The sequence below is a fragment of the Massilia sp. METH4 genome (assembly GCF_037094685.1).
Taxonomy (GTDB): domain Bacteria; phylum Pseudomonadota; class Gammaproteobacteria; order Burkholderiales; family Burkholderiaceae_D; genus Rugamonas.
Genome location: NZ_CP146614.1, coordinates 4,747,042 through 4,768,402, shown reverse-complemented (window position 1 = coordinate 4,768,402; position 21,361 = coordinate 4,747,042). Strand labels below are relative to the sequence as shown.

17 protein-coding genes are annotated in these 21,361 nt (G+C 66.6%); 8 read left to right on the top strand and 9 right to left on the bottom strand.

The window, feature by feature from the left end; translation table 11 throughout:
- Nucleotides 1–58 precede the first annotated feature (58 nt).
- The 4 genes from V6Z91_RS21000 (at nucleotide 59) to V6Z91_RS20985 (ending at nucleotide 4,324) form a co-directional block, all read left to right on the top strand.
- Nucleotides 59–1,051 (top strand): SDR family oxidoreductase, encoded by a 993-nt coding sequence (locus V6Z91_RS21000; protein WP_338760684.1) that lies wholly within the window; start codon nucleotides 59–61, stop codon nucleotides 1,049–1,051.
- 10 nt (nucleotides 1,052–1,061) lie between these two features.
- Nucleotides 1,062–2,144 carry a Ku protein gene (locus tag V6Z91_RS20995; protein ID WP_338760681.1) on the top strand — a complete coding sequence of 361 codons (1,083 nt, stop codon included), beginning with the start codon at nucleotides 1,062–1,064 and terminating at the stop codon, nucleotides 2,142–2,144.
- A gap of 239 nt (nucleotides 2,145–2,383) precedes the next feature.
- A complete protein-coding gene (locus V6Z91_RS20990) occupies nucleotides 2,384–2,845 on the top strand; it encodes a carboxymuconolactone decarboxylase family protein (protein WP_338760678.1) in 462 nt (153 codons plus the stop codon).
- Between the two features lie 72 nt (nucleotides 2,846–2,917).
- Complete coding sequence (locus tag V6Z91_RS20985; RefSeq protein ID WP_338760675.1) at nucleotides 2,918–4,324, top strand: HD domain-containing phosphohydrolase; 1,407 nt, start codon at nucleotides 2,918–2,920, stop codon at nucleotides 4,322–4,324.
- Nucleotides 4,325–4,391: 67 nt separating this feature from the next.
- Here the strand turns inward: V6Z91_RS20985 and V6Z91_RS20980 are convergent, their stop codons facing one another.
- Both V6Z91_RS20980 and ligD read right to left on the bottom strand, forming a co-directional pair.
- Complete coding sequence (locus V6Z91_RS20980) at nucleotides 4,392–5,210, bottom strand: aminoglycoside adenylyltransferase family protein (protein WP_338760672.1); 819 nt, start codon at nucleotides 5,208–5,210, stop codon at nucleotides 4,392–4,394.
- A complete protein-coding gene (gene ligD, locus V6Z91_RS20975) occupies nucleotides 5,210–7,906 on the bottom strand; it encodes a DNA ligase D (RefSeq protein WP_338760669.1) in 2,697 nt (898 codons plus the stop codon). The genes V6Z91_RS20980 and ligD overlap by 1 nt, the downstream gene beginning before the upstream one ends.
- Before the next feature lie 175 nt (nucleotides 7,907–8,081).
- Here ligD and V6Z91_RS20970 point away from each other — a divergent pair, with 175 nt between their 5' ends.
- Nucleotides 8,082–8,438, top strand: coding sequence for a hypothetical protein (locus tag V6Z91_RS20970; protein WP_338760666.1), 357 nt, complete (start codon nucleotides 8,082–8,084; stop codon nucleotides 8,436–8,438).
- Nucleotides 8,439–8,647: 209 nt separating this feature from the next.
- Nucleotides 8,648–9,916 (top strand): MFS family transporter, encoded by a 1,269-nt coding sequence (locus V6Z91_RS20965; RefSeq protein WP_338760663.1) that lies wholly within the window; start codon nucleotides 8,648–8,650, stop codon nucleotides 9,914–9,916.
- 224 nt (nucleotides 9,917–10,140) lie between these two features.
- Here V6Z91_RS20965 and bla read toward each other — a convergent pair whose 3' ends face one another.
- From bla to V6Z91_RS20930, 7 genes are all read right to left on the bottom strand, one after another.
- Nucleotides 10,141–10,998 (bottom strand): subclass B3 metallo-beta-lactamase, encoded by an 858-nt coding sequence (gene bla, locus V6Z91_RS20960; protein WP_338760660.1) that lies wholly within the window; start codon nucleotides 10,996–10,998, stop codon nucleotides 10,141–10,143.
- 83 nt (nucleotides 10,999–11,081) lie between these two features.
- Nucleotides 11,082–11,738, bottom strand: a complete 657-nt coding sequence (locus V6Z91_RS20955) for a polyphenol oxidase family protein (RefSeq protein ID WP_338760657.1) — start codon at nucleotides 11,736–11,738, stop codon at nucleotides 11,082–11,084.
- A gap of 291 nt (nucleotides 11,739–12,029) precedes the next feature.
- On the bottom strand, nucleotides 12,030–13,511 hold the full coding sequence (locus V6Z91_RS20950; RefSeq protein ID WP_338760654.1) for an efflux transporter outer membrane subunit: 1,482 nt from the start codon (nucleotides 13,509–13,511) through the stop codon (nucleotides 12,030–12,032).
- On the bottom strand, nucleotides 13,508–16,696 hold the full coding sequence (locus V6Z91_RS20945) for an efflux RND transporter permease subunit (protein ID WP_338760651.1): 3,189 nt from the start codon (nucleotides 16,694–16,696) through the stop codon (nucleotides 13,508–13,510). The genes V6Z91_RS20950 and V6Z91_RS20945 overlap by 4 nt, the downstream gene beginning before the upstream one ends.
- Nucleotides 16,697–16,726: 30 nt before the next feature.
- Entirely contained in the window at nucleotides 16,727–17,953 is a 1,227-nt protein-coding gene (locus V6Z91_RS20940; protein WP_338760648.1) for an efflux RND transporter periplasmic adaptor subunit, read from the bottom strand.
- A 195-nt stretch (nucleotides 17,954–18,148) separates the two neighbouring features.
- Entirely contained in the window at nucleotides 18,149–19,021 is an 873-nt protein-coding gene (locus tag V6Z91_RS20935; RefSeq protein ID WP_338760645.1) for an alpha/beta hydrolase, read from the bottom strand.
- A complete protein-coding gene (locus V6Z91_RS20930) occupies nucleotides 19,018–19,191 on the bottom strand; it encodes a hypothetical protein (RefSeq protein ID WP_338760642.1) in 174 nt (57 codons plus the stop codon). Before V6Z91_RS20930 ends, V6Z91_RS20935 begins: the two co-directional genes overlap by 4 nt.
- Before the next feature lie 205 nt (nucleotides 19,192–19,396).
- Here V6Z91_RS20930 and V6Z91_RS20925 point away from each other — a divergent pair, with 205 nt between their 5' ends.
- Together V6Z91_RS20925 and V6Z91_RS20920 are read left to right on the top strand one after the other, a co-directional pair.
- The gene (locus tag V6Z91_RS20925) at nucleotides 19,397–20,338 is read left to right on the top strand and encodes a LysR family transcriptional regulator (RefSeq protein ID WP_338760639.1); all 942 of its coding nucleotides are present in this window, start codon (nucleotides 19,397–19,399) and stop codon (nucleotides 20,336–20,338) included.
- Entirely contained in the window at nucleotides 20,335–21,282 is a 948-nt protein-coding gene (locus tag V6Z91_RS20920; protein ID WP_338760636.1) for a D-2-hydroxyacid dehydrogenase, read from the top strand. The genes V6Z91_RS20925 and V6Z91_RS20920 overlap by 4 nt, the downstream gene beginning before the upstream one ends.
- The last annotated feature ends 79 nt before the right edge of the window (nucleotides 21,283–21,361 follow it).

Below are 21,361 nucleotides of genomic sequence, written 5' to 3'. Positions count from 1 at the left end.
CGGAGCGACAATGCAAGGTTGCCAATACTGTTCGCTCGATCTTTGGGAGAACAGCGAAATGTCCAATTCCGAAAACAAGGCACAAGACGTAGGCAACCTGCAGCGTGAGATCCAGCAGCAGCAGGACCAGAAAGACTCGGCGAAGGCCCAGCAGGGCAACCAGCAGAAGGAAGAGCAGGCGGTGCAGGCCGGCACCCACGAGTTCCCGTCGACCCCGCTGCCCGACCAGCACCTGGACAAGCCCGGCATCGAAGCCGAGATGGAACTGAAACCGCAATTCCTCGCCCCCGGCTATAAAGGCAGCGGCAAGCTCGAAGGCATGTCGGCCATCGTGACGGGCGGCGACTCGGGGATCGGCCGCGCGGTGGCCGTGCTGTATGCGCGGGAAGGCGCCGACGTGGCGCTGATCTACCTGCCCGACGAGCAGCAGGATGCCGAGGAAACGCGACGCCATATCGAGGCGGAAGGCCGCCGCGCCCTGCTGCTGCCCGGCGATGTGCGCGAGCCGGAATTCTGCAAGCGCGCCGTCGAGGAAACCGTCAAGACTTTCGGCAAGCTCGATATCCTCGTCAACAACGCGGCCTTCCAGGAACACGCCGATTCGCTGGAGGACATCACCGAGGAGCGCCTCGACCTGACGATGAAGACGAATATCTACGGCTACTTCTACATGGCCAAGGCGGCGCTGCCGCACCTGAAGAAAGGGTCGGCCATCATCAACTCCGGCTCGGTCGTCGGCCTGCGCGGCTCGGCCAAGTTGCTCGACTACTCGGCCACCAAGGGCGCGATCCACGCGTTCACGATGTCGCTGGCCTCGAGCCTCGTCGAGAAAGGCATCCGCGTCAACGCCGTGGCCCCCGGCCCCGTGTGGACGCCGCTGAACCCGGCCGACCAGACACCGGACAAGATCAAGGAGTTCGGCGCCAGCACCGACATGAAGCGCCCCGCCCAGCCCGAGGAGCTCTCGCCCGCCTATGTGTTCCTGGCCTCCCCCGCGTGCGCCAGCTACATCACGGGCATCGTGCTGCCGGTGACCGGCAGCGTGGGCTAGGAGCGCGACCATGGCCCGCTCGCTCTGGAAAGGCGCCATCAGCTTCGGCCTGGTCCACATTCCGGTCGACCTGTACTCGGCCGTGAAGCAGAACGAGCTGGACCTGACCATGCTCGACAAGCGCGACTTCTCGCCCATCGGCTTCAAGCGCTACAACAAGGGCAACGGCAAGGAAGTCGCCTGGGACAACATCATCAAGGGCTATGAATACACGGCCGGCGAATACGTGGTGCTGTCCGACGAAGACCTGAAGCAGGCCAATGTGAAGGCCACGCAGACGATCGACATCCTCGCCTTCGTCAACGCCGAGGACGTGCCGCTGACCTATTACGAGACGCCGTACTACCTGGCGCCCGGCCGCGGCGGCGCCAAGGTCTACGCCCTGCTGCGCGAGACCCTGCGCCGCGCCGGCCGGGTGGGCATCGCCACGGTGGTGATCCGCACCAAGCAGCACCTGTGCGCGCTGGTGGCCACCGAGGACGGCATCATCATGAACACCCTGCGCTATGCCGACGAGATCCGCGACACCGAGGGCCTCGACCTGCCGGCCAAGGGCATCAAGGCGGCCGGCATCTCGGACAAGGAATTGCAGATGGCCCTCTCGCTGGTGGAAGGCATGAGCGAGGACTGGGACCCCAGCCAGTACCACGACACCTACAAGGAAGACGTGCTGAAGCTGGTGGAAAAGAAGGTCAAGGCGGGCCAGACCAAGTCGATCACCATGCCGTCCAAGGAGGGCGAGGCGGCGCCGTCCTCCAATGTCATCGACCTGGTGGCGCTGCTCAAGCAATCGCTGGGCAACAAGCCGGCCAAGGGCAAGAAGGCTGCGGCGGCCGACGAGGACGAGGACGCCGTCGACGAGGCGGACGAGGACGAGGACAAGGACGGGGAAGAATCCCCGAAGGCGAAGAAGCCGGCGGCCCGCACCTCGGGTAGCCGGACTGGCTCGGCACGCGCCAGCGGCACGGCGCGCACGGCCGCGAAGAGCAGCGCCCCGAAGAGCGGCGCGGCCAAGGCCGCCGCATCGAAGCCGGCCGCGGCGAAGAAGACGGCCAGCAAGACCAGCGCCGCCACGCGCAAGAAGGCCGCGTGAACCGGGCCCACTGCCGCGCGCCTGCACGATCCGCAGGCGCCGGCAGTTTTTCTTTTCAAATCAAGACCTTGATGAGCGAGCTCAGCCGTGATGCACAAGCTTATCCACAGTTTTTGTTAACAAGTCCGGGCAAGTTTCCGAACCATTCGCCATCAGCCTGTCACAACGGCGGGGCGCCCGCCGTCTTAGGGATGGAAGCGGCGCGCGGTGCGCCGCTCGCGAACAACAAGGAAACCATCATGTTCCAAGCCCGCATTCCCCTGTTTAATCTCGCTCCGAAAAGCCTGCAGGCGATGATTGCCCTGTCGCAGGCGGCCAAGGCCAGCTCGCTGGGCGAGCGCATCGTCGAACTGGTGAACCTGCGCGTGTCGCAGGTGAACGGCTGCGGCGTGTGCGTCGACATGCACTGGCGCGACCTGATCCGCCAGGGGGCCGATCCGCGCCACCTCAATACCGTGGCGGCGTGGCGCGAATCGCCGTTCTTCGATGCGAAGGAACGTGCCGCGCTGCGCTGGGCCGACGCCCTGAACGCGCTGCCGCACCGCGACGATACCGATGCCGCCTACGGCGAATTGCGCGAACATTTCAATGAAACCCAGATCGCCGAACTGGGTTACGCCATCGCCGTGATCCGCGGTTGGAACGTGATCAACCTGTCCCTGCGCAATCCGATCCCCGTCAACCCGCCGCCGGGCATGTAAGGCATCTCCTCGCCGCCGCCCGGCGGCGCATCGCCCTTGCCGGCGCGCGGCCGCGCCGCTACAGTACCGGCCATGACGCAAACCGACACCCTGGCCACGGCCGACGCGATCCTTGCGCTGGCCATGGCCGGCGACCTGGCGATGGGCCAACCCGCCGGCCATTCGCGGCGCGTCGCGCAACTGGCCGCGTGCATGGCCGAGGACGCGGGTCCCGAGGCCGTGGCCACGGCCCGGCTGGTGGGCCTGCTGCGCTGGTCCGGCAGCACGGCCAGTGCCGGCGGCTTCGCCCGGCTGCTGGGGGACGACGTGGCGGGCCGGAGCGCGATGCTGGCGCGCACCCTGCCCCGCCCTCACCCGCTCACCTTTTCCCGTGTCGCGCCGCTGGCCCGCACGCAGTGCGAGGTCGCCGTCCTGGTGGCGCGCACACTCGCGCTGCCCGCCGCCGCGCAGGATGGCTTGCGCCACGCGTTCGAGCATGCGAACGGCGGCGGCCTGCCGGACCGGCTGCGCGGCGAACACGTCCCCGCCGCCGTGTACCACGTCGCCCTGGCCGGGGACCTGGACGTGCTCTCGCGCGCCCATGGCGTGGACGAGGCACTGCGGCGGATCGGCCGCCTGGCGGACCGCAAGTATCCGGCGGAGCTGGTACGGTGCCACGCCCCGCACCTGCGCGACTGGCTGGCCATGCCGCCCGACGAGGCGGCGGTGCCGGCAGGCGGCGCAACCCGGCTGACGCTCGTGGCCGACGTGGTGGAGCTGAAGCTGCCGTGGCTGGCCGGGTATGCGCGCCGGGTCGCGGCGGTGGCATGCAAGGCTGCCGCGCTGGCCGGGCTGCCGGAAGCGGAACAGCGTGAGATCGGGCGCGCCGCGCTCCTGCACGGCATCGGACGCGCCGCCGTGCCGAACACGATATGGGAGCGCCCCGACCGCTTGCGCAAGGCGCACTGGGCCGCCGTACGCCGCGCGCCCTACTGGACGGCGCGTCTGGCCACGCAGGTTCCCGCCCTGGCCGAGGAGGCGCACCTGGCGGCCCATGCCTACGAACGTCTCGACGGCAGCGGCTATTTCCGTGGCCTGCGCGGCGACATGCTCGAGCCCGCGCACCGGCTGCTCGCGGCGGCCGCGGCATGGACGGCCTTGTGCGCGCCGCGCCCGTGGCGGGCACCCTATGAACCCGCCGCCGCCGCCGCGCTGCTGGCCGCGCAGGCCGGCCGCTTCGACCGGCGCGCCGTGGAGGCCGTGATCGCGGCCGCCTCCACCCTGCGGCCGGCGCCGCCCCGGCGGGCAGGTCCCTTGTCCGACCGCGAGATCGAAGTGCTGCGGCGGATCGGCCGCGGCGAAGGCACGCCGGCCGTCGCGCGCGCCTTGCGGATCAGTACCGGCGCGGTGCGTACCCACCTGGACAGCATCTTCGGCAAGCTGGAATGTTCGTCGCGGCCGGCGGCCGTCCTGCAGGCGCTGTCAGCCGGGCTTCTGTGAGCAGTGCCCGCCGTGCACCTGCCGGTGCGGTCCACGCCGTGATCAGCCGCGCGGCTCCCTCCAGCATTCAGATTCCCCCACCGCCCTCCCCGGCTGCCACGCGAGTACGCACGTGGGCAACGAGCGCGGCGAGGCGCGCTTCATGCCCGCCAAGGCCGGCGCCGTCCCCGTCGAGGTAAGCCGAGCGCGCGGCGGCCAGCAGCGGGCGCAGCTCGGGCGGCAAGCGCTCCAGTGCCCAGGCCGCGGCCTGTGCCTTGCCCGCGATCCGGCCGGTGCCGGCCGTGTACCAGATGCGCGCCAGCGCCAGCGCGATATGGCACTCGTCGCCACGCCAGTCCGCCTCCTCGTTCCACTGGGCCAGCGTGTCGCCCAGCGCGCGGGCGAGGTCACCCGGCGGCACGGGCTCGAACACGGTAGCGGCGGGCGGCCCGTGCAACGGTATCCCGTGGCCGCGCACTTTCGTCAGCAGGATCGCCAGGTCGTGGTCGCGCACCGGCGGCTCGAAGCGGCCGGCCCGCAAATCGTCGCGCAGCCATTCGCCGAACTGCAGCTCGCGTATCGCCGGGTAGCGCCAAGGTACGACTGCGCCGATGGCGACGACCGTCACCTCCAGCGCGCGCAAGGCGCTGCCCGCGCCCGGCGGCGCGGAGACGTCCAGCAATTCCGTCATGACCCCATGCCGGGTCGGCTCGTCCAGGGGCTCGCCCACCGCCACGAGCAGATCGAGATCGCTGCGCGGCTGCAAGCCGCCCTCGACGGCCGAACCGAACAGGTAGATGGCGACCAGCCGGTCGCCGAGGCGGTGTTCGAGCACCGCGCGCGCGGCCGCCAGCTGCGCGACGGCAGTGGCGGGCAAGGACAATGGCGGGACGGCCTGGCCGGCCATCACTCGCCCGTATAGCCCATCTGCTTCATCGCCTTGGTGATGCTGGTTGCGCTCTTCGCATAGTCGGCCCACGGCGTGTTGCCGTGGTCGAGCCGGGTGTGCACGGTGGCCACGGTCCACTGGTCGCCGCTCTTGAGGTGTTCCAGCTCGCTCCAGTCGACCGGCACGGAAATGCCCATGCCGGGCCGGGCGCGCGCCGACCACGCGGCCGCCGTGGTGGCGCCGCGCCCGTTACGCAGGTAGTCGATGAAGATCTTGCCAACCCGGTTCTTCGGACCGCTCTTGAAGGCGAAGCGATCCGGCAGGGTGCGCGCCATGTGCTCGACGATCAGCTTGGAGAAACCCTTCACCGTATCCCAGCCGTGCTGCGGCTTCAGGGGCACCACCACGTGCAGGCCCTTGCCGCCGCTGGTCTTCAGGAAGGCGGGCAGGCCCAGTTCCTCGAGGAAGGCGCGCATCAACTGCGCCGCTTCCTGGATCTGCTTCCACGTGACGCCCTGGCCGGGGTCCAGGTCGAAGATCATGCGGTTGGGCTTGTCGTAGTTCTTCCCGAACGCGTTCTGCGTGTGGAATTCGACCACGTTCCACTGCGCGCAGGACAGCAGGCCCTGCACGTTGGGCACCTCGAGCATGGTGGGATGGTCGGGATCGAGCTCCTGCGGCAATTGCTTCACGCCGGGCAGCTTGCCGACTTCCGAATGCTTCTGGAAGAACAGCTCCCCGCCGACGCCGGCCGGCGCGCGCACCAGCGCCAGCGGCCGGCCCTTCAGGTGCTCCAGCATCAGCTCGGACACCAGCGCGTAATACCGCACCAGCCCGATCTTGGTCATGCCGCTGGCCGGATCGATGCAGCGGTCGGGGTTCGTCACCTTGAGGGTGGCCGGCAGCTTGCTGCCGACATCCGATTCCGCGACGGGATCGGCCTTGGCTGCCCCCTTCGCGGTAGTTTTCTCGGCGGTTTTCGCGGCGGTTTTCGCCGTGGTCTTCGTTGCCGCCGACGCGCCCTTGCGCGCCGTGCCGGCCTTGGTAGCGGTTTGTGTATGCATCACATCCTCCACGTGAGCGGCCCGCTCGCGGCGGATGCTCGTTGCCTTCTTGTCCGTGCGCAGGCCCTGGAACACCGAATGGCGGATCGAGCCGCTGCCGGTCCATTCGCCGAACGTCACCTCGGCCACCAGCGTGGGCTTGACCCAGTGGGCACGCTTTTCGATCGCCTTGGTGGGCGCGAACGGGTTGGTGTCGCTGGCCAGCTTCCTCAGCTTGGCGATGATGTCGCGCAGCGACGTATCGTTGAAGCCGGCCCCCACGTTGCCGGCGTAGTGCAGCTTGCCCTCGTCGTCGTAATAGCCGAGCAGCAGCGAGCCGATGCCCACGCGCGATCCCTTCGGATCGGTATAACCGCCGATCACGAACTCCTGCCGCTGCGCGCATTTCAGCTTGATCCAGTCGCCCGAGCGCCGCGACGTGTATGGGGCGTCGCGCCGCTTGCCGATGATGCCTTCCAGGCCCATCCGGCAGGCAGCGGCCACGATCTCCTGCGGCGGCGCGGCCAGCTCGGCGGAGAAACGCACCTTGCCGCTGGCGTCCGTTCCCAGCACGGTCTGCAGCAGCTCGCGGCGCTGGGCCAGCGGCACCTCGCGCAGGTCGTGGCCGTCGAGGAATGGCGCATCGAAGATGAAGTACACGATGTTCTTCGTCTTCTCGCCGTCGAACGCCTGCTGCAGCAGGCCGAAGTTCGGGCGGCCGCTCCCGTCGTGGACCACGATCTCGCCGTCGTACCAGCCGTCCGGCAGCTTCATCTTCTCCAGCGTCGCGCGCAACGGTTCGAGCTTGTGCGTCCAGTTGTTGCCGTTGCGCGTCCACAGTTCGATCGACTTCCCTTCGATGCGCGCCAGCAGGCGGTAGCCGTCGAATTTCAGCTCGAAGATCCAGTTCCCGGGGTCCGGGGGCGGCCCGTCGACGAGTGTGGCCAGTTCCGGCGCCAGGATCGCCGGGAGTTTCACGGTGGCGAGCGGATCGGCGGCCTTCGCCTTCTTCCCGCTGCCGGCGGTTTTCCGCGCCGCGGTCTTTTTTGCGGGCTTGCCCTGATGCGCCAGCGCCTTGCTCTGCGCCTCGTCCGCCTCCGGGGTAAGGGGTTCATCGGTCGGCATGCCGAGCGCCTTCACGCTGTCGGGCATCTCGTCGACGACCGAGAATTCGTCCGCCGCGCGCACGTATTCGTCGTTCTCCTTGATCAGCAGCCACGGCTCCTGCTTTTCGCCGGAGCGGCGCATGCGCACCAGCACCCAGCGGCCATGCATCTTGTGGCCGCGCAGCTCGAACTTCAGGTTACCGTCGCGGTAGCCCTTGCGCGGGTCGCCGATCGGGTGCCAGGTGCCCTTGTCCCAGATGATCACCTTGCCGGCGCCGTACTGCTTCTCGGGGATCACGCCCTCGAAATCGTTGTACGAGATCGGGTGGTCTTCCACGTGCACCGCCATGCGCTTGTCGTGGCTGTCATAGCTGGGGCCTTTCGGCACGGCCCAGCTTTTCATGGTGCCGTCCAGTTCCAGGCGGAAGTCGTAGTGCAGGCGCGTGGCCCAGTGCTTCTGGATCACGAACGTGAGCGCCTCCTTGCCTTCTTCGCCGCCTTCGGCGGGTTCGGGCGTGATCGCGAAGTTGCGCTTGGCCTTGTAGAGTTTGAGGGCGTCGGTCATGGTCATACTCTAGGCCGGTGGCATGCCGTGCATCGGTACGTCAGCTAACAGAAGAGTCCTGATTTGTAACAGATGTAAATCCCGTCAACTCTGGCGCGGCGGCTGGCGTTTTCTGCCCAGTGACACAGACAACATGTGTCTCACCTGGAACGACAACTCAATGAGGAACCAAGCCATGAAAAAAGTCATCGCCACCCTGATCGCTGGTCTGTTCGCTGGTGCCGCATTTGCCCAGTCCACCGCTCCCGCCACGGCGCCGGGCGCCGCCGCGCACGCCGAGGCAGCCCATGCGAAGGAAGCCGCGAAGGATCAGAAGGACGTCGCCAAGGCAGAAGCCAAGGAAGCGAAAGAGACCGCGAAGGCCGACGCCAAGGTAGCAAAGGAAAAGGCCGAAGCGAAGAAGGACGTGGCTGAAGCGAAGGCCGACGCAAAGGAGAAAAAGGCGAAAGCCCATGAGAAGGTCGCCAAGGAAAAGGCTGAAGCCAAGCACGACTCGCACGCCAACCTGACCACCGCGCCGCAAACCAAATAAAGCTGACGCTACTCTCGGAGCACACAAGCAGCAAAAAACGAGCACACAACAATACCGGCTCCCTTGCCCGCGCCACGTGCGCGGGTTTTTTTTCTGCCGCCGCCGCTTGCCCCTCCCGTCCGGCCGGTTGCCGGCCTGGTCAATCGGGCACGCCCTCCTCGCCGCCTGCCGCTATGATGAAAGCCGGTTTTTTTCCTTCCGGCTTCCACATGAGCGACCATAAAATCCACAACCCCGTGCTCGCGATCGTCGGCGCCTCGTCCGGCAACCTCGTCGAGTGGTACGACTTCTACGCCTACTCCTTCACCTCCCTGTACTTCGCTGCGGCGTTCTTCCCGAAAGGCGATCCCACTTCACAGCTGCTTAACACGGCCGGCATTTTTGCCGTGGGCTTCTTCATGCGCCCGCTGGGCGGCTGGCTGTTCGGCCGCATCGCCGACCGGCTCGGGCGCCGCACCTCGATGATGATTTCCGTGCTGATGATGTGCTTCGGTTCCCTCATGGTCGGCTTGCTGCCCACCTACGCCAGCATCGGCTTCTGGGCGCCGTTCCTGCTGCTGCTGGCGCGGCTGATCCAGGGCCTGTCCGTCGGCGGGGAATACGGCACCAGCGCGACCTACATGAGCGAAGTCGCCGTGGCGGGCAAACGGGGCTTCTACGCCTCGTTCCAGTACGTGACGCTGATCGGCGGCCAGTTGCTGGCCACCCTGGTGCTGGTGGCGCTGCTGCAGTTCCTCACACCGGACGAGATGCGCGCCTGGGGCTGGCGCATCCCGTTCTTCATCGGGGCGGCGGCTGCGCTGGTGGCGCTGTTCCTGCGCCGCGCGTTGGTGGAAACGGCGACGGAGGCAAGCAAGAGCGAGAAGGCCGGCACCATCCGCGGCATCCTCGAACATCCGCGCGCCCTGCTCACGGTGCTCGGCTACACGGCGGGCGGCTCGCTGGCGTTCTACACGTACACGACTTACATGCAGAAGTACCTCGTCAACACCGCGCACATGAACGCGGAGACGGCCACGCTGGTGATGACGGCCGTGCTGTTCTGCTTCATGATCATCCAGCCGGCGTTCGGCGCGCTGTCCGACCGCATCGGGCGGCGCAACATGATGATCATCTTCGGCACCGTGACGATGGTCGGCACGGTGCCCTTGATGACGGCGATCGGCCGGGTGGCGGCACCGGCCGAAGCGTTCGGCCTCGTGCTCGCGGCGCTGGTGGGCGTGAGCTTCTACACGTCGATCAGCGGCATCGTGAAGGCCGAGATGTTCCCGCCCGAGATTCGGGCGCTGGCCGTCGGGCTCTCCTACGCGATCGGCAACGCGGCCTTCGGCGGCACCGCCGAGTACGTGGCGCTGCTGTTCAAGTCGAACGGCCACGAGAGCGCGTTCTTCTGGTACGTCGCCATCATCTGCGCGATCGCGCTGGCCGCGTCGTGGATCATGCCCGACTCGCGGCGGCATGGGTACCTGAAGGCATAACCACCGTTGCCGGAAACCGGTTATCTAGAATGTTTTTCGAAACCTGGTGACAGGCACCGGTTTTTCTGGAATGTTTCCTGAACCCCGGTGACAGGCACCGGTGTTCCTGAAATGTTTCCTCAAAATCGGTGCCTGTCGCCAGTTTTGCCGCCTCTTCACCGCCGGTCCTGTACTTCCTGGAACTGCTCGAAGGGCGGTGACAGGCACCGGTTTTGTGCCGCGAGTCACCGCGGGTTTTGTTCTTCCTGCAGCTGCCTGGCGAGGCGTTTGCGGCCCAGCTCGGCGTACTTGCGGCACGCGTCGGGGTCGATGAAGGCCGCGTTGCCGAGCTCAGGCTGCTTTTCCTTGCGCTCCCAGAGCCCGGCAAATTCCGGGTGGGCGGAGACCAGCACGTCGCACTTCAGGCCGGCGATCTTGGCGATCGATGCCTCCAGCTGCCGTTTCGCTTCTGGCCACCGACGGTCGCCACCGTAGCGAAAGCCGTGCAGGCCGAAGGCGTTCAGGCTGTCGGCGTACACCATGTTCACGGTGCGCCCTTTCTCGGTCGACTGCCACGTCCACGACAGCCCGCCCGGCGTGTGGCCCGGCGTGTCGTGCGCGGTGATGGCCAGCGGGCCGATGGTGACGACATCACCATCCTTCACGGCGCGCGTGTTCGCGACGGGGACCATGTCGGGCAGGCTGCCCAGTTGCGGGTCGGCCGGATCAGGCTTGCCGCTGGCCAGCACCGGTGCGCTCCTCGTGCTGCCGATCACGGTGGCCCCGGTCATTTTCTGCAATTCGGCGGCGCCACCCACGTGGTCGTAGTGCTCGTGCGAGGTAAGGATGTATTTCACGTCCTCGAGCTTGAAGCCCAGCTTGCGGATGCTGGCAGCGATGGCGGCCGGGGACTTGGGCGTACCCGCGTCGATCAGCACGTGGCCGGCCGGCGACGTGACGAGCACGGCACCGACGCCGTGCGGGCCGACGTAAAACGAATTGCCGTAGATGGCAAAGGGTTCCTGCGGGGCGTCCCACTCGTTGGCGGCATGGGCGCAGGCCACGATGCCCAGGCAGGCGATGGCGGTCAGTGTTTTTTTCATGGCGGCTTCCTTGGATGAACTGGTGTCATTCTAGGAACCGTGGGGTCGGACCGCCATGACGGCCGAACCGCCGAAGCGGCCGTTCATCCCACGATGAAGATGCCGGCGTGCTGCTGCGAGTTGCGGTCGCCGCGGCGGTAGCTACGGAACATGAAGTTGCCGCCCGCATCGCGGGCGCAGCAGGTGCAGCCGCCCACATGCTCGAGTGCCGTCACGCCCGCCTCGCGCAGCTGGTGCTCGGCCACGGCGCGCAGGTCCAGGTGGCGATGGCGCGGCAACAGCACGCCTGTCGGGATCGCGTCGAACTGCCGCGCGAAGCGCTCCGCCAGTTCCTCGGCCACTTCGTAGCATTGCGCGCAGATCGTCGGCCCGATGGCGGCTACCCAATCGTCGCCGGCTTCCAGCTCGGCCAGCACTTTCGGGACGATGCCATCGGCCAGTCCGCGCCAGCCCGCGTGCACCGCCGCGACATGAGCACCATCGCGCCGCGCCAGCAGCAACGGCACGCAATCGGCCGTGATCACGGACACGGGAACGCCCGGCCGGCGCGTATGGAAGGCATCCGCCTCCCCTACCCGCTGGCGCTCTTCGACGATGCGCACGGCCCGCGTGCCGTGCACTTGCTTTTTCTCCGGGCGCAGTTTCCAGACCGGCTGCAACGCTTGCGGCACCAGTTGGGCTTCGCCGCCGAAGCCGTGGACGATGGTCGGAATACTGCTGAGTAAGGCGCTGGTGATCAAGATAGTCCTCGTGAACTTGCGGAGCCAGCATGATAACGAGTGTTGCAAAAAATCGGGGACAGTCCCCATGTTGTTTTGAGACCAGCTGAGCAATATTCGCGGGCCAAAGGGACTGTCCCGGCGTTGTTGCAAAAATTCGGGACAGTCCCCGTGTTGTTTTGAGACCAGCTGAGCGATATTAGGGGACTGTCCCCGGTGTTGTTTGGCAACCAGCTCGGCCGTTGTGGATAAAAAAGCGGCGGCCCGGGGTGGGGCCGCCGCAAGGGCTACGCTAGTCGTTGTGGTTTCTTTTCAGTTGCTCGCCTGGGCCGTGTTGACGGGGGCCTCCCAGCCGCCGCCGAGGGAGCGGATCAGGGCGACCGTGGTGACGGCCCGATCGCCGCGCAGTTGCACCGCGTTGCGCTCGACGGCAGCCAGGTTGCGCTGCGCGTCCAGCAGTTCTAGGTAGCTGGAGCGGCCGGCGTCGTACAGCTTCTGCGCCAGGTCGGCCGAACGGCGGGCCGACACCACCGCGTCCTCGATCTGGGCGCTCTGGCCGGACAGGATGCGCAAGCCGGCCAGGTTGTCCTCGACCTCGGCGAACGCGGTCAGCACCGTCTGGCGATACGTGCCCACCGACTCTTCCAGCGCCGCTTCGCTGCGCGCGATGTTCGCGCGGTTGCGGCCGCCGTCGATGATCGGCATCGACAGCAAGGCGCCCAGCAGCCAGGAGCGGCTGCTCCAGCGGAACACGTCGGAGAACGCCGGGCCCACGCCCCCGCCGTCGGCGCTGATCGTCAGCGCCGGGAACATCGCGGACCGGGCGACGCCGATGCGCTCGTTCGACGCCTGCATGGCGCGCTGGGCGGCGGCGATGTCCGGCCGGCGCTCCAGCAGCGAGGACGGCAAGCCGCCGGGGATCGATGGCAAGGCATTCGCCTCGGCCAGCGGATTCACCGAAGCGGTGAACGACGCGGCAGGACGGCCGAGCAGCACGGCCAGCGCATGCTCGGCCGTCGTGCGCTGCCGCTGCAGGCCGATCGCCTCGGCACGCGAGGTCGCCAGCTCCGTCTTCGCGCGGGACAGGTCGAACTCGCCGATATCGCCCAGGTCGAAGCGCCGCTGGTTCACCTTCACGCTTTCCTCGCGCAGCCGGACCGTCTGCTCCACGGTCGCCAGTTCGGCGTCCGTGGCACGCAGGCGGAACCAGGTCTGGGCCACGTCGGCCTGCAACGCCAGCAGCACGGAGCGGTAGTTCGCCTCCACGGTCGCCGCATCGTTGCGCGCCGCCGCCACGTTGGACGAAACGCGGCCGAACAGGTCCACTTCATAACTTGCCGTCAGCCGCGCCGTGTAGCTGGTGGCGGGCGCCATGCGGGTGCCTTGCGGCAGGCCCGCTTCCTGCGGCGCCTGCTGCCCGCGGTTGGCGCCCACGCCGACGCCGATCTGCGGAATGCGGTCGGCTTCGGCGATGCCGGCGATCGCCCTCGCCTGCTTCACGCGGGCCGCGGCCACCGACAGGTTGGCGTTGTTGCGGATGGCCTCGGCCATCAACTCGTTCAGGCCCGGGTCGTTGAAGGCGAGCCACCACTCGCCGCGCGGCTGCTGCTCGGCCGGCTGGGCTTCCTTCCAGCGCGTGCCGTCGGCCGCCACCTTCACGTCGGCGGGCGTCTGCGTTTCCTTGAAGGCAGTGGGCACATCCACCGCCGGTTGCTTGAACTCCGGCGCGGCGCAGGCGGTCAAGACCAGGGCCGCGACCAGCGGGGCCACGCCCCGCGCAATCAGCTTGTTCATCCGTGGGTTCCTTCCATTTTCACCAGCGACACTTCGTGCGCCGGCTCTTTCTTTTTTTCGAGGCGCTTGGCCAGCGTGCGCAGCAGGACGTAGAACACCGGCGTGAGGAACAGGCCGAAGAACGTCACGCCCAGCATGCCGGCGAACACGGCGACGCCCATCGCGTGGCGCATCTCGGAACCCGCGCCACTGGAGAACACCAGCGGCAGCACGCCCATGATGAATGCGATCGACGTCATGAGGATGGGGCGCAGACGCAGGCGGCAAGCCTCCAGTGCGGCGTCGACGACGCTGCGCCCGTGATCTTCCAGTTCGCGTGCGAATTCGACGATCAGGATCGCGTTCTTCGACGCGAGACCGACCAGCACGAACAGCGCGATCTGGGTAAAGATATTGTTGTCGCCACCGGTCAGCTTCACGCCGATCAGCGCGCACAGGATCGACATCGGCACGATCAGGATGACGGCCAGCGGCAAGGTCCAGCTTTCGTACTGGGCGGCCAGCACCAGGAACACCAGCAGCACGCACAGCGGGAACACATAGATCATCGTGTTGCCGGCCAGGATGTCCTGGTAGGTCAGGTCGGTCCACTCATACGTGATGCCCTTCGGCAGCGTGTCGCGCAGGATCTGGTCCATGATCGCCTGCGCCTGGCCGGACGAGATACCCGGTGCGGGGCCACCGTTCAGGTCTGCCGCCACGTAGTTGTTGTAGCGCTGCACGCGGTCCGGGCCATACGTATCCTTCACGCGCATCAGCGAGGACAGCGGGATCATCTCGCCCTTGTCGTTCTTCACCTTCAGCTGCGCGATCTGCTCGGGGTGCGAGCGGAACTGCGCATCGGCCTGCACGCGCACCTGGTAGGTGCGGCCGAACTGGTTGAAGTCGTTCACGTACAGCGAACCGAGGTTGATCTGCAAGGTCTGGTAGATCGTCTGCAGCGGCACGCCCAGCTGCTTGGCTTTCACGCGGTCCACGTCGGCGAACAGCTGCGGCACGTTGATCTGGTAGCCCGAGAACACGCCCTGCAGCCGCGGTTCCTGCCAGGCCTTGGCCTGCACGGCCTGCACCGCTTTATACAGCTCGTCATAACCCAGGTTGCCCCGGTCTTCGATCATCAGCTTGAAGCCGCCGGTGGTGCCCAGGCCGTTGACGGGCGGCGGCGGCAGCACCATCACGAACGCATCCTGCACGGCGCCCATGCGCTTGTTCATCTCGGCCGCGATGGCTTCCGCCGACATGGATTTATCCTTGCGCTTGTCGAACGGTTCCAGGCCCAGGAACACGATGCCCGCGTTCGGCGCATTGGTGAAGCCGTTGATCGACAGGCCGGGGAACGAGATCGAGTTTTCCACGCCCGGGATATCCTCGGCGATCTTCGACATGCGGCGGATCACTTCATCGGTACGGTCCAGCGAAGCGGCATCCGGGAGCTGCGCGAAGCCGATCAGGTACTGCTTGTCCTGCGCCGGCACGAAGCCCGGCGGCACGGCCTTGAACATGAACAGGCCGGTGGCGCCCAGCAGCGCGTAGACGATCAGCGAAGCACCCTTATGCCGCAGCACGCCCTTCACGCCACTCTCGTACTTGTGGGCCGAGTTGTTGAAGAACTTGTTGAATACGCGGAAGAAGCCGCCGAACACCTTGTCCATGCCGCGCGTCAGCGCGTCCTTCGGCTCGTGGTGGCCCTTCAGCAGCGCGGCGGACAGCGCCGGCGCCAGGGTCAGCGACGAGAACGCCGAGATCACGGTCGAGATGGCGATGGTCAGCGCGAACTGGCGGTAGAACTGGCCAGTCAGGCCGGAAACGAAGGCGATCGGCACGAACACAGCGCACAGCACCAGGGCGATGGCGATGATCGGGCCCGACACTTCCTTCATGGCCTGGATCGTCGCGTCGCGCGGCGAGAGCCCGTTCTCGATATTACGTTCGACGTTTTCCACCACCACGATCGCATCGTCCACGACGATACCGATCGCCAGCACGAGGCCGAACAGCGACAGGGTGTTGATCGAGAAGCCGAACGCCAGCATCACGGCAAAGGTACCCACCACCGACACCGGCACGGCCAGCAGCGGGATGATGGATGCGCGCCAGGTCTGCAGGAAGATGATCACCACCAGGGCCACCAGCACGATGGCCTCAGCCAGCGTATGGATCACGGAGTCGATCGACTCGCGCACGAATTGGGTCGGGTCGTACACGATGCTGTATTCGACGCCTTCCGGGAAATCCTTCGACAGGCGCTCCATCGTTTCGCGCACATCCGCCGACAGTTGCAGCGCGTTGGCGTTGGGTGCCTCGAAGATGGGAATTGCCACCGCCGCTTTATTGTTCAGCAGCGAACGCAGCGCGTAGGTGTTCGAACCCATTTCCAGGCGCGCCAGGTCGCGAAGGCGCGTCACGGCGCCGTCGGCATTCGTCTTCACGACGATGTCGCCGAATTCCTCGACGGTCGAAAGCCGGCCCTGCGTCTTCACCGTGAGCTGGAAGTCGGCGTCCTTGGCCGGGCCCTGGCCGATCACGCCCGCGGCCACCTGCACGTTCTGCTCGCGGATCGCATCGACCACGTCGCCGGCCGTCAGGCCGCGTGCCGCCACCTTCTGCGGGTCGAGCCACACGCGCATCGCATAGTCGCCCGAGCCGAACAGCTGCACGTCGCCCATGCCATGGATACGGGCCAGCTGGTCCTTGATGTTGAGCACCGCGTAATTGCGCAGGTACAGGTCGTCGTAGCGGCCGTCCGGCGAATTCAGGTGCACCACCATCGTCAGGTTGGGCGAGCTCTTCACGGTGGTCACACCGATCTGGCGCACCTCTTCGGGCAGGCGCGGCAGCGCACGCTGCACGCGGTTCTGCACGGCCGTTTCAGCCTGCTCGACATTGGTGCCGATCGCGAACGTGACGGTCAGCTGCAGCGCGCCGTCGGACGTGTTCTGCGACGACATGTACAGCATGTTTTCGACGCCGTTGATCTGCTCTTCCAGCGGCGCGGCCACGGTTTCGGCGATCACCTTCGGATCGGCGCCGGGGTACTGCGCACGCACGACGACCGACGGCGGCACCACGTCCGGGTACTCTGAAATCGGGAGCTTGAAGATCGAGATCAAGCCCGCGACGAACACGATGATCGACAGCACGGCCGCGAAAATCGGTTTGTCGACAAAAAAGCGTGAGAAGTTCATGGTTGTTCCTTATTCTTGTCCGAAGGTGCCTTACAGCGCCGCCACTTCGTTGCCCTTCTTGTTGTCCTTCCTGTTTTCCTGCGCCTTGGCCACCGCGGCGTCCATCGGCACGATCTGCGGGGTCACCGGCGCGCCGGGGCGCACGCGCTGCAGGCCGTTGACGACGATCTTCTCGCCCGGCTTCAGGCCCGCCTTCACCACGCGCAGGCCGTCCACCGTCGGGCCCAGCGTCACGGCGCGGTACTCGGCCTTGTTGTCGGCACCCACCACGAAGACAAACTTGCGGTTCTGGTCCGTGCCCACGGCGCGGTCGTTGATCAGCACCGTGTTCTTCGTCACGTTGCCGCCGCCCAGCTGCACGCGGGCGAACAGGCCCGGCACGAGGGCGCGGTCCTTGTTGTCGAACGTGGCGCGCATGCGCACCGAACCGGTCTGCGTGTCGAGCTGGTTGTCGACGAATTCCAGCTTGCCTTCATGCGGGAAGCCTTCCTCGTTGGCCAGGCCCACCTTCACGACGACCGGCTCGCCCTTGTGGTTCTGCGTGCCCACGCGCAGGTAGGTGTCTTCATCGCCATCGAAACTCGCGTAGATCTTGTCGAGCGAGACGACCGAAGTCAGCACCGCGGAAGCGTCGACCAGGTTGCCCAGCGTGATCTCGGCCTTCGACACGCGGCCGTCGATCGGCGACGTGACGCGGGTGTAGGAGAGGTTCAGCTTCGCGGCTTCGTACTGAGCCTGGGCGGCGCGCGCGGCGGCATCCAGTTCCTTCTGCGCCGAGGCACGTTCGTCGAACTCGCGCTGCGCGATCGCCTTGTCGGCCAGCAGGCGCTCGGCGCGGTTCAGCTCCAGCCGGGCCAGCTCGGCCCTGGCACGCGCCGAGTTGGCGGCCGCTTCGGCGCGGTCGGCTTCGGCCTGGTAGGGGCGAGGGTCGATCACGAACAGCACGTCACCTTTCTTCACTTCGCTGCCCGGCTTGAAGTTCACGGCCGTGATGAAGCCGGAAACACGCGAGCGGATTTCCACGTGGTCGATCGCTTCCAGCCGGCCGGAGAATTCCTGCGTTTCGGCCACCGGCTTTTCGATGACCAGTGCTGCGGAAATGGGCGGGCCGCCGGCAGCGGCGGGCGCTTCGGCGGTCTTGCCGGTGGCGTCCTCGCACCCTGCCAGCGTGATCGCGATGCCGGCTGCCGCGAGGACGGCCACGACTTTGGCCACCGCGGGTCGCGCCAGTGCTGTCAAAGTATTCGTGTTTTTCATTTTTAACCCCTTTTTGTATGAAAAATAGTAATAACCTAGCGTTGCCGTTCTTCGCTCGCCTAGCTCGAGGAAAAAGCGGTCCCACCACACTTCAGTGCAGATCCACTGTGTGCTTTTACTTTTGGTTACAGGAAAATGTTCGTTTAACTATATCGCCAGCCCGAAGATAAGTAAACTTTTTTGTTTATATATCCATCAGGCTGGTGGGGTCTCCGTCCCATCTGCGCCGCGGATGAACGCGGCAATTTCCATCAATGCAAACACGCAGGCACAATCGTTGCGCCCGCCCGGCTGGTCGAGCGGAGGTGGCGGCAGGCGTTTCACCGTGGTGGTGATGCCGCACTTGATCAGTTTTGCGCCGTATTGTTCAGCTTCGTCGCGCAGTGGATCGTCCTCCGCGGACAGGATCAACGCCGGCGGCAGGTTCTTCAGGCGCGACGATTGCAGCGGCGACGCGTAAGGGTGCGTGCGGTCCGCGGCATTTGGCAGGTAGCCGCGGTAGCCGGCCGCGCACTTGCCGGCCACGTTGTCCACCACGGCCGCGCGGTCGCGGCACACGGGTACCTCGCGCATCGAGCAGGTGGACAGCGCCGGATCCAGCATCGGCATGATCAGCACCTGGCCGGCCAGCGCCGGGCCACCCCGGTCGCGCGACATCAGCGACACCACGGCGGCGAGGTTGGCGCCGGCCTCGATGCCGGCCACCACCAGGCGCCTGCCGTTCCACGCCAGTTTCGATTTGTTCTTCTTCGCCCACAGCAGCAAGGCATGCGCATCCTCGACAGCGGCCGGGAACGGCTTCACCGATGCCAGCGTATAGCCGGCCGACAGCGCCACCTGGCTGCGGTCGCCGCTCACGAGCCGCGACAGGAAATCGTCCGCCTCGTCGATCGAGCCGCCCACGAAGCCGCCGCCGTGGAAGAACACCACGAGCGTGTCGCGCTTCGCGGCCGGCGCACCGGCCAGGTACAGCCGCGCCGGCAAAGGGCCTTCGGCCCCCTGCACTTCCAGGTCGCGCAGCACGAGATCGTCGGCCAGCGTGATCGGATGCTGCTGCAAGGCGCTCATCGGGCCACCGCCACCTGGGTGTTCGCGGAACGCACCTCGGCCATCAGCGCGTGCAGCCCGCGCGCTTCGGCGCCCGCCGCATGCGAGTACGCGTCCGTGCTGACGATGCCGGCCATTACCAGCGCATACAGCGCCAGGGCCACGATGATGAGGATGTTCCGCAGTTCCATGATCGACCTTCCGTTGAGCCTTCCTTCTGAGTATTACTTTGATGCAGTGCAGTAATCATAGGCTTGATCTACAATCTGATAAATACGGCAATGACGAATTGATTGTTCATGGATCCGAACAATGACAGATCGATGACGGGGACGCACTCCTGTTGTCACTCCGTTCATTGCCACGGTACGCGACAAGGCTTTCGGGAGGGGAAGGATGAACAAATTACAGGCGATGGAAGTGTTCGTGCAGGTGGTCGATGCCGGCGGTTTTTCCCGTGCTGCCGACCTGATGCAGCTGCCGAAGGCCACCGTGTCGACCCTGATCCAGCAGCTGGAAGCGTCACTTTCAGTTAAGTTGCTGCACCGGACGACACGCCAGGTGACGGTGACGGCCGACGGCGCCGCCTATTACGAGCGCTGCCTGCGCATCCTCTCCGATGTGAAGGATGCCGAGGAATCGCTGTCGCGCACCCGGCTGTCGCCCAGCGGGCGCCTGCGCGTGGAATCGCCGACCGGCCTGGCGGGTGAAATCCTCGTGCCCGCCCTGCCCGACTTCTTCGAACGCTATCCGGACATCCAGCTCGAACTGGGCAGCTCCGATCGCCCGGTGGACCTGATCGAGGAGGGGGTCGACTGCGCGGTGCGTGGTGGCGCGCTGGGCGACTCCACGCTGATCGCGCGGCGCATCGGCATCATCAACTTCGTCACCTGCGCCGCACCGTCGTACATCGCGAGATTCGGCATGCCGGAACATCCGCGCGACCTGGAGCGCCATCGCTGCGTGAACTATTTCTCGGCCAAGACGGGCAAGATCTACGACTGGGATTTCAACAAGGACGGCGAGCGCATCCAGGTGCAGATGCCCGGCGTGATCGCGCTGAACGACGGGAATGCCTATGTGCAGGCCGGGCTGGCGGGCCTGGGCATCGTCCAGATGACCGATTACCTGCTGCTGCAGCACGTGCGCGAAGGCCGCATGGTGCAGGTGCTGCCGGACTGGACCAGCGACCCGCTGCCGATCCACATCGTGTACCCGCAGAACCGCCACCTGTCCGCCAAGGTGCGCGTGTTCGTCGAATGGGTTGCCGAACTGTTTGCCAATCATCCGGGCATGCGCCTGCGCACGCTCCCCCAATCCTTACCGGAGGCCGCTTGAACCACATCGTTTTCCTCGACCGCGACAGCCTGATCGCCAACGTGCGCCGCCCCGCCCTCGAGCACACCTGGGCCGAACATCCCGCCACGAGCGCCGCCGAGGCGGCCGACCGGCTGCGCGGCGCGACGATCGCCATCACCAACAAGGTGCCGCTGCGCGCCGACACGCTGGCCCGGCTGCCGGACCTGAAGATGATCGCGGTGGCAGCCACCGGCACCGACATCATCGACCTGCCGGCCGCGCGCGAGCGCGGCACCGTGGTGTCGAACATCCGCGACTATGCGTATGCGGCGGTGCCCGAGCACACGTTCGCGCTGGTCCTGGCGCTGCGCCGCAACCTGATGGCCTACCGCGCCGATGTCGAGGCAGGCAAGTGGCAGGCGGCGCCGCGCTTCTGCCTGTTCGACCACCCGATCCGCGACTTGCACGGCAGCCGCCTGGGCCTGTTCGGCTACGGCGCACTGGGCAAGCAGGTCGCGCGGATCGGCCGCGCCTTCGGCATGGAAATCGCCGTGCACACGCGCACGCCGGTCCGCGAGGATGGCGTCGTCAACGTGAGCTTCGATGAATTGCTGGCGACGTCGGACGTGCTGTCGCTGCACGCGCCGCTGTCCGACGCGACGCGCAACATGATCGGCGCGGCGGAACTGGCGACGATGAAGCCGACGGCGCTGTTGATCAACACGGCGCGCGGCGGCCTGGTGGACGAGGCGGCGCTGGCCGACGCATTGACGCGCGGCGTGATCGCGGGTGCCGGTTTCGATGTGCTGACACAGGAGCCGCCGGTACCCGACAACCCGCTGCTGACGCTGCGGCTGCCGAACTTCATTCTCACGCCGCACAATGCCTGGGCCAGCATGGAGGCCATGCAGGGACTGGCAAACCAGCTGATCGACAATATCGAGGCGTTCGTGCGCGGGGAGCCGGTGAACCGGGTCGCCTGAGCCAGCGTTTCCCGACGGTGGGATGAAACACCGGGCCGGCGGGACCGCCGCCCATGTGCTCCCGCCGGAGCGGCGCCTA

Coding starts and splice junctions, on each gene's coding strand:
- V6Z91_RS21000 (WP_338760684.1), top strand. CDS start 59: ATGTCCAATTCCGAAAACAAGGCACAAGACGTAGGCAACCTGCAGCGT.
- V6Z91_RS20995 (WP_338760681.1), top strand. CDS start 1,062: ATGGCCCGCTCGCTCTGGAAAGGCGCCATCAGCTTCGGCCTGGTCCAC.
- V6Z91_RS20990 (WP_338760678.1), top strand. CDS start 2,384: ATGTTCCAAGCCCGCATTCCCCTGTTTAATCTCGCTCCGAAAAGCCTG.
- V6Z91_RS20985 (WP_338760675.1), top strand. CDS start 2,918: ATGACGCAAACCGACACCCTGGCCACGGCCGACGCGATCCTTGCGCTG.
- V6Z91_RS20980 (WP_338760672.1), bottom strand. CDS start 5,210: ATGGCCGGCCAGGCCGTCCCGCCATTGTCCTTGCCCGCCACTGCCGTC.
- ligD (WP_338760669.1), bottom strand. CDS start 7,906: ATGACCGACGCCCTCAAACTCTACAAGGCCAAGCGCAACTTCGCGATC.
- V6Z91_RS20970 (WP_338760666.1), top strand. CDS start 8,082: ATGAAAAAAGTCATCGCCACCCTGATCGCTGGTCTGTTCGCTGGTGCC.
- V6Z91_RS20965 (WP_338760663.1), top strand. CDS start 8,648: ATGAGCGACCATAAAATCCACAACCCCGTGCTCGCGATCGTCGGCGCC.
- bla (WP_338760660.1), bottom strand. CDS start 10,998: ATGAAAAAAACACTGACCGCCATCGCCTGCCTGGGCATCGTGGCCTGC.
- V6Z91_RS20950 (WP_338760654.1), bottom strand. CDS start 13,511: ATGAACAAGCTGATTGCGCGGGGCGTGGCCCCGCTGGTCGCGGCCCTG.
- V6Z91_RS20945 (WP_338760651.1), bottom strand. CDS start 16,696: ATGAACTTCTCACGCTTTTTTGTCGACAAACCGATTTTCGCGGCCGTG.
- V6Z91_RS20940 (WP_338760648.1), bottom strand. CDS start 17,953: ATGAAAAACACGAATACTTTGACAGCACTGGCGCGACCCGCGGTGGCC.
- V6Z91_RS20935 (WP_338760645.1), bottom strand. CDS start 19,021: ATGAGCGCCTTGCAGCAGCATCCGATCACGCTGGCCGACGATCTCGTG.
- V6Z91_RS20930 (WP_338760642.1), bottom strand. CDS start 19,191: ATGGAACTGCGGAACATCCTCATCATCGTGGCCCTGGCGCTGTATGCG.
- V6Z91_RS20925 (WP_338760639.1), top strand. CDS start 19,397: ATGAACAAATTACAGGCGATGGAAGTGTTCGTGCAGGTGGTCGATGCC.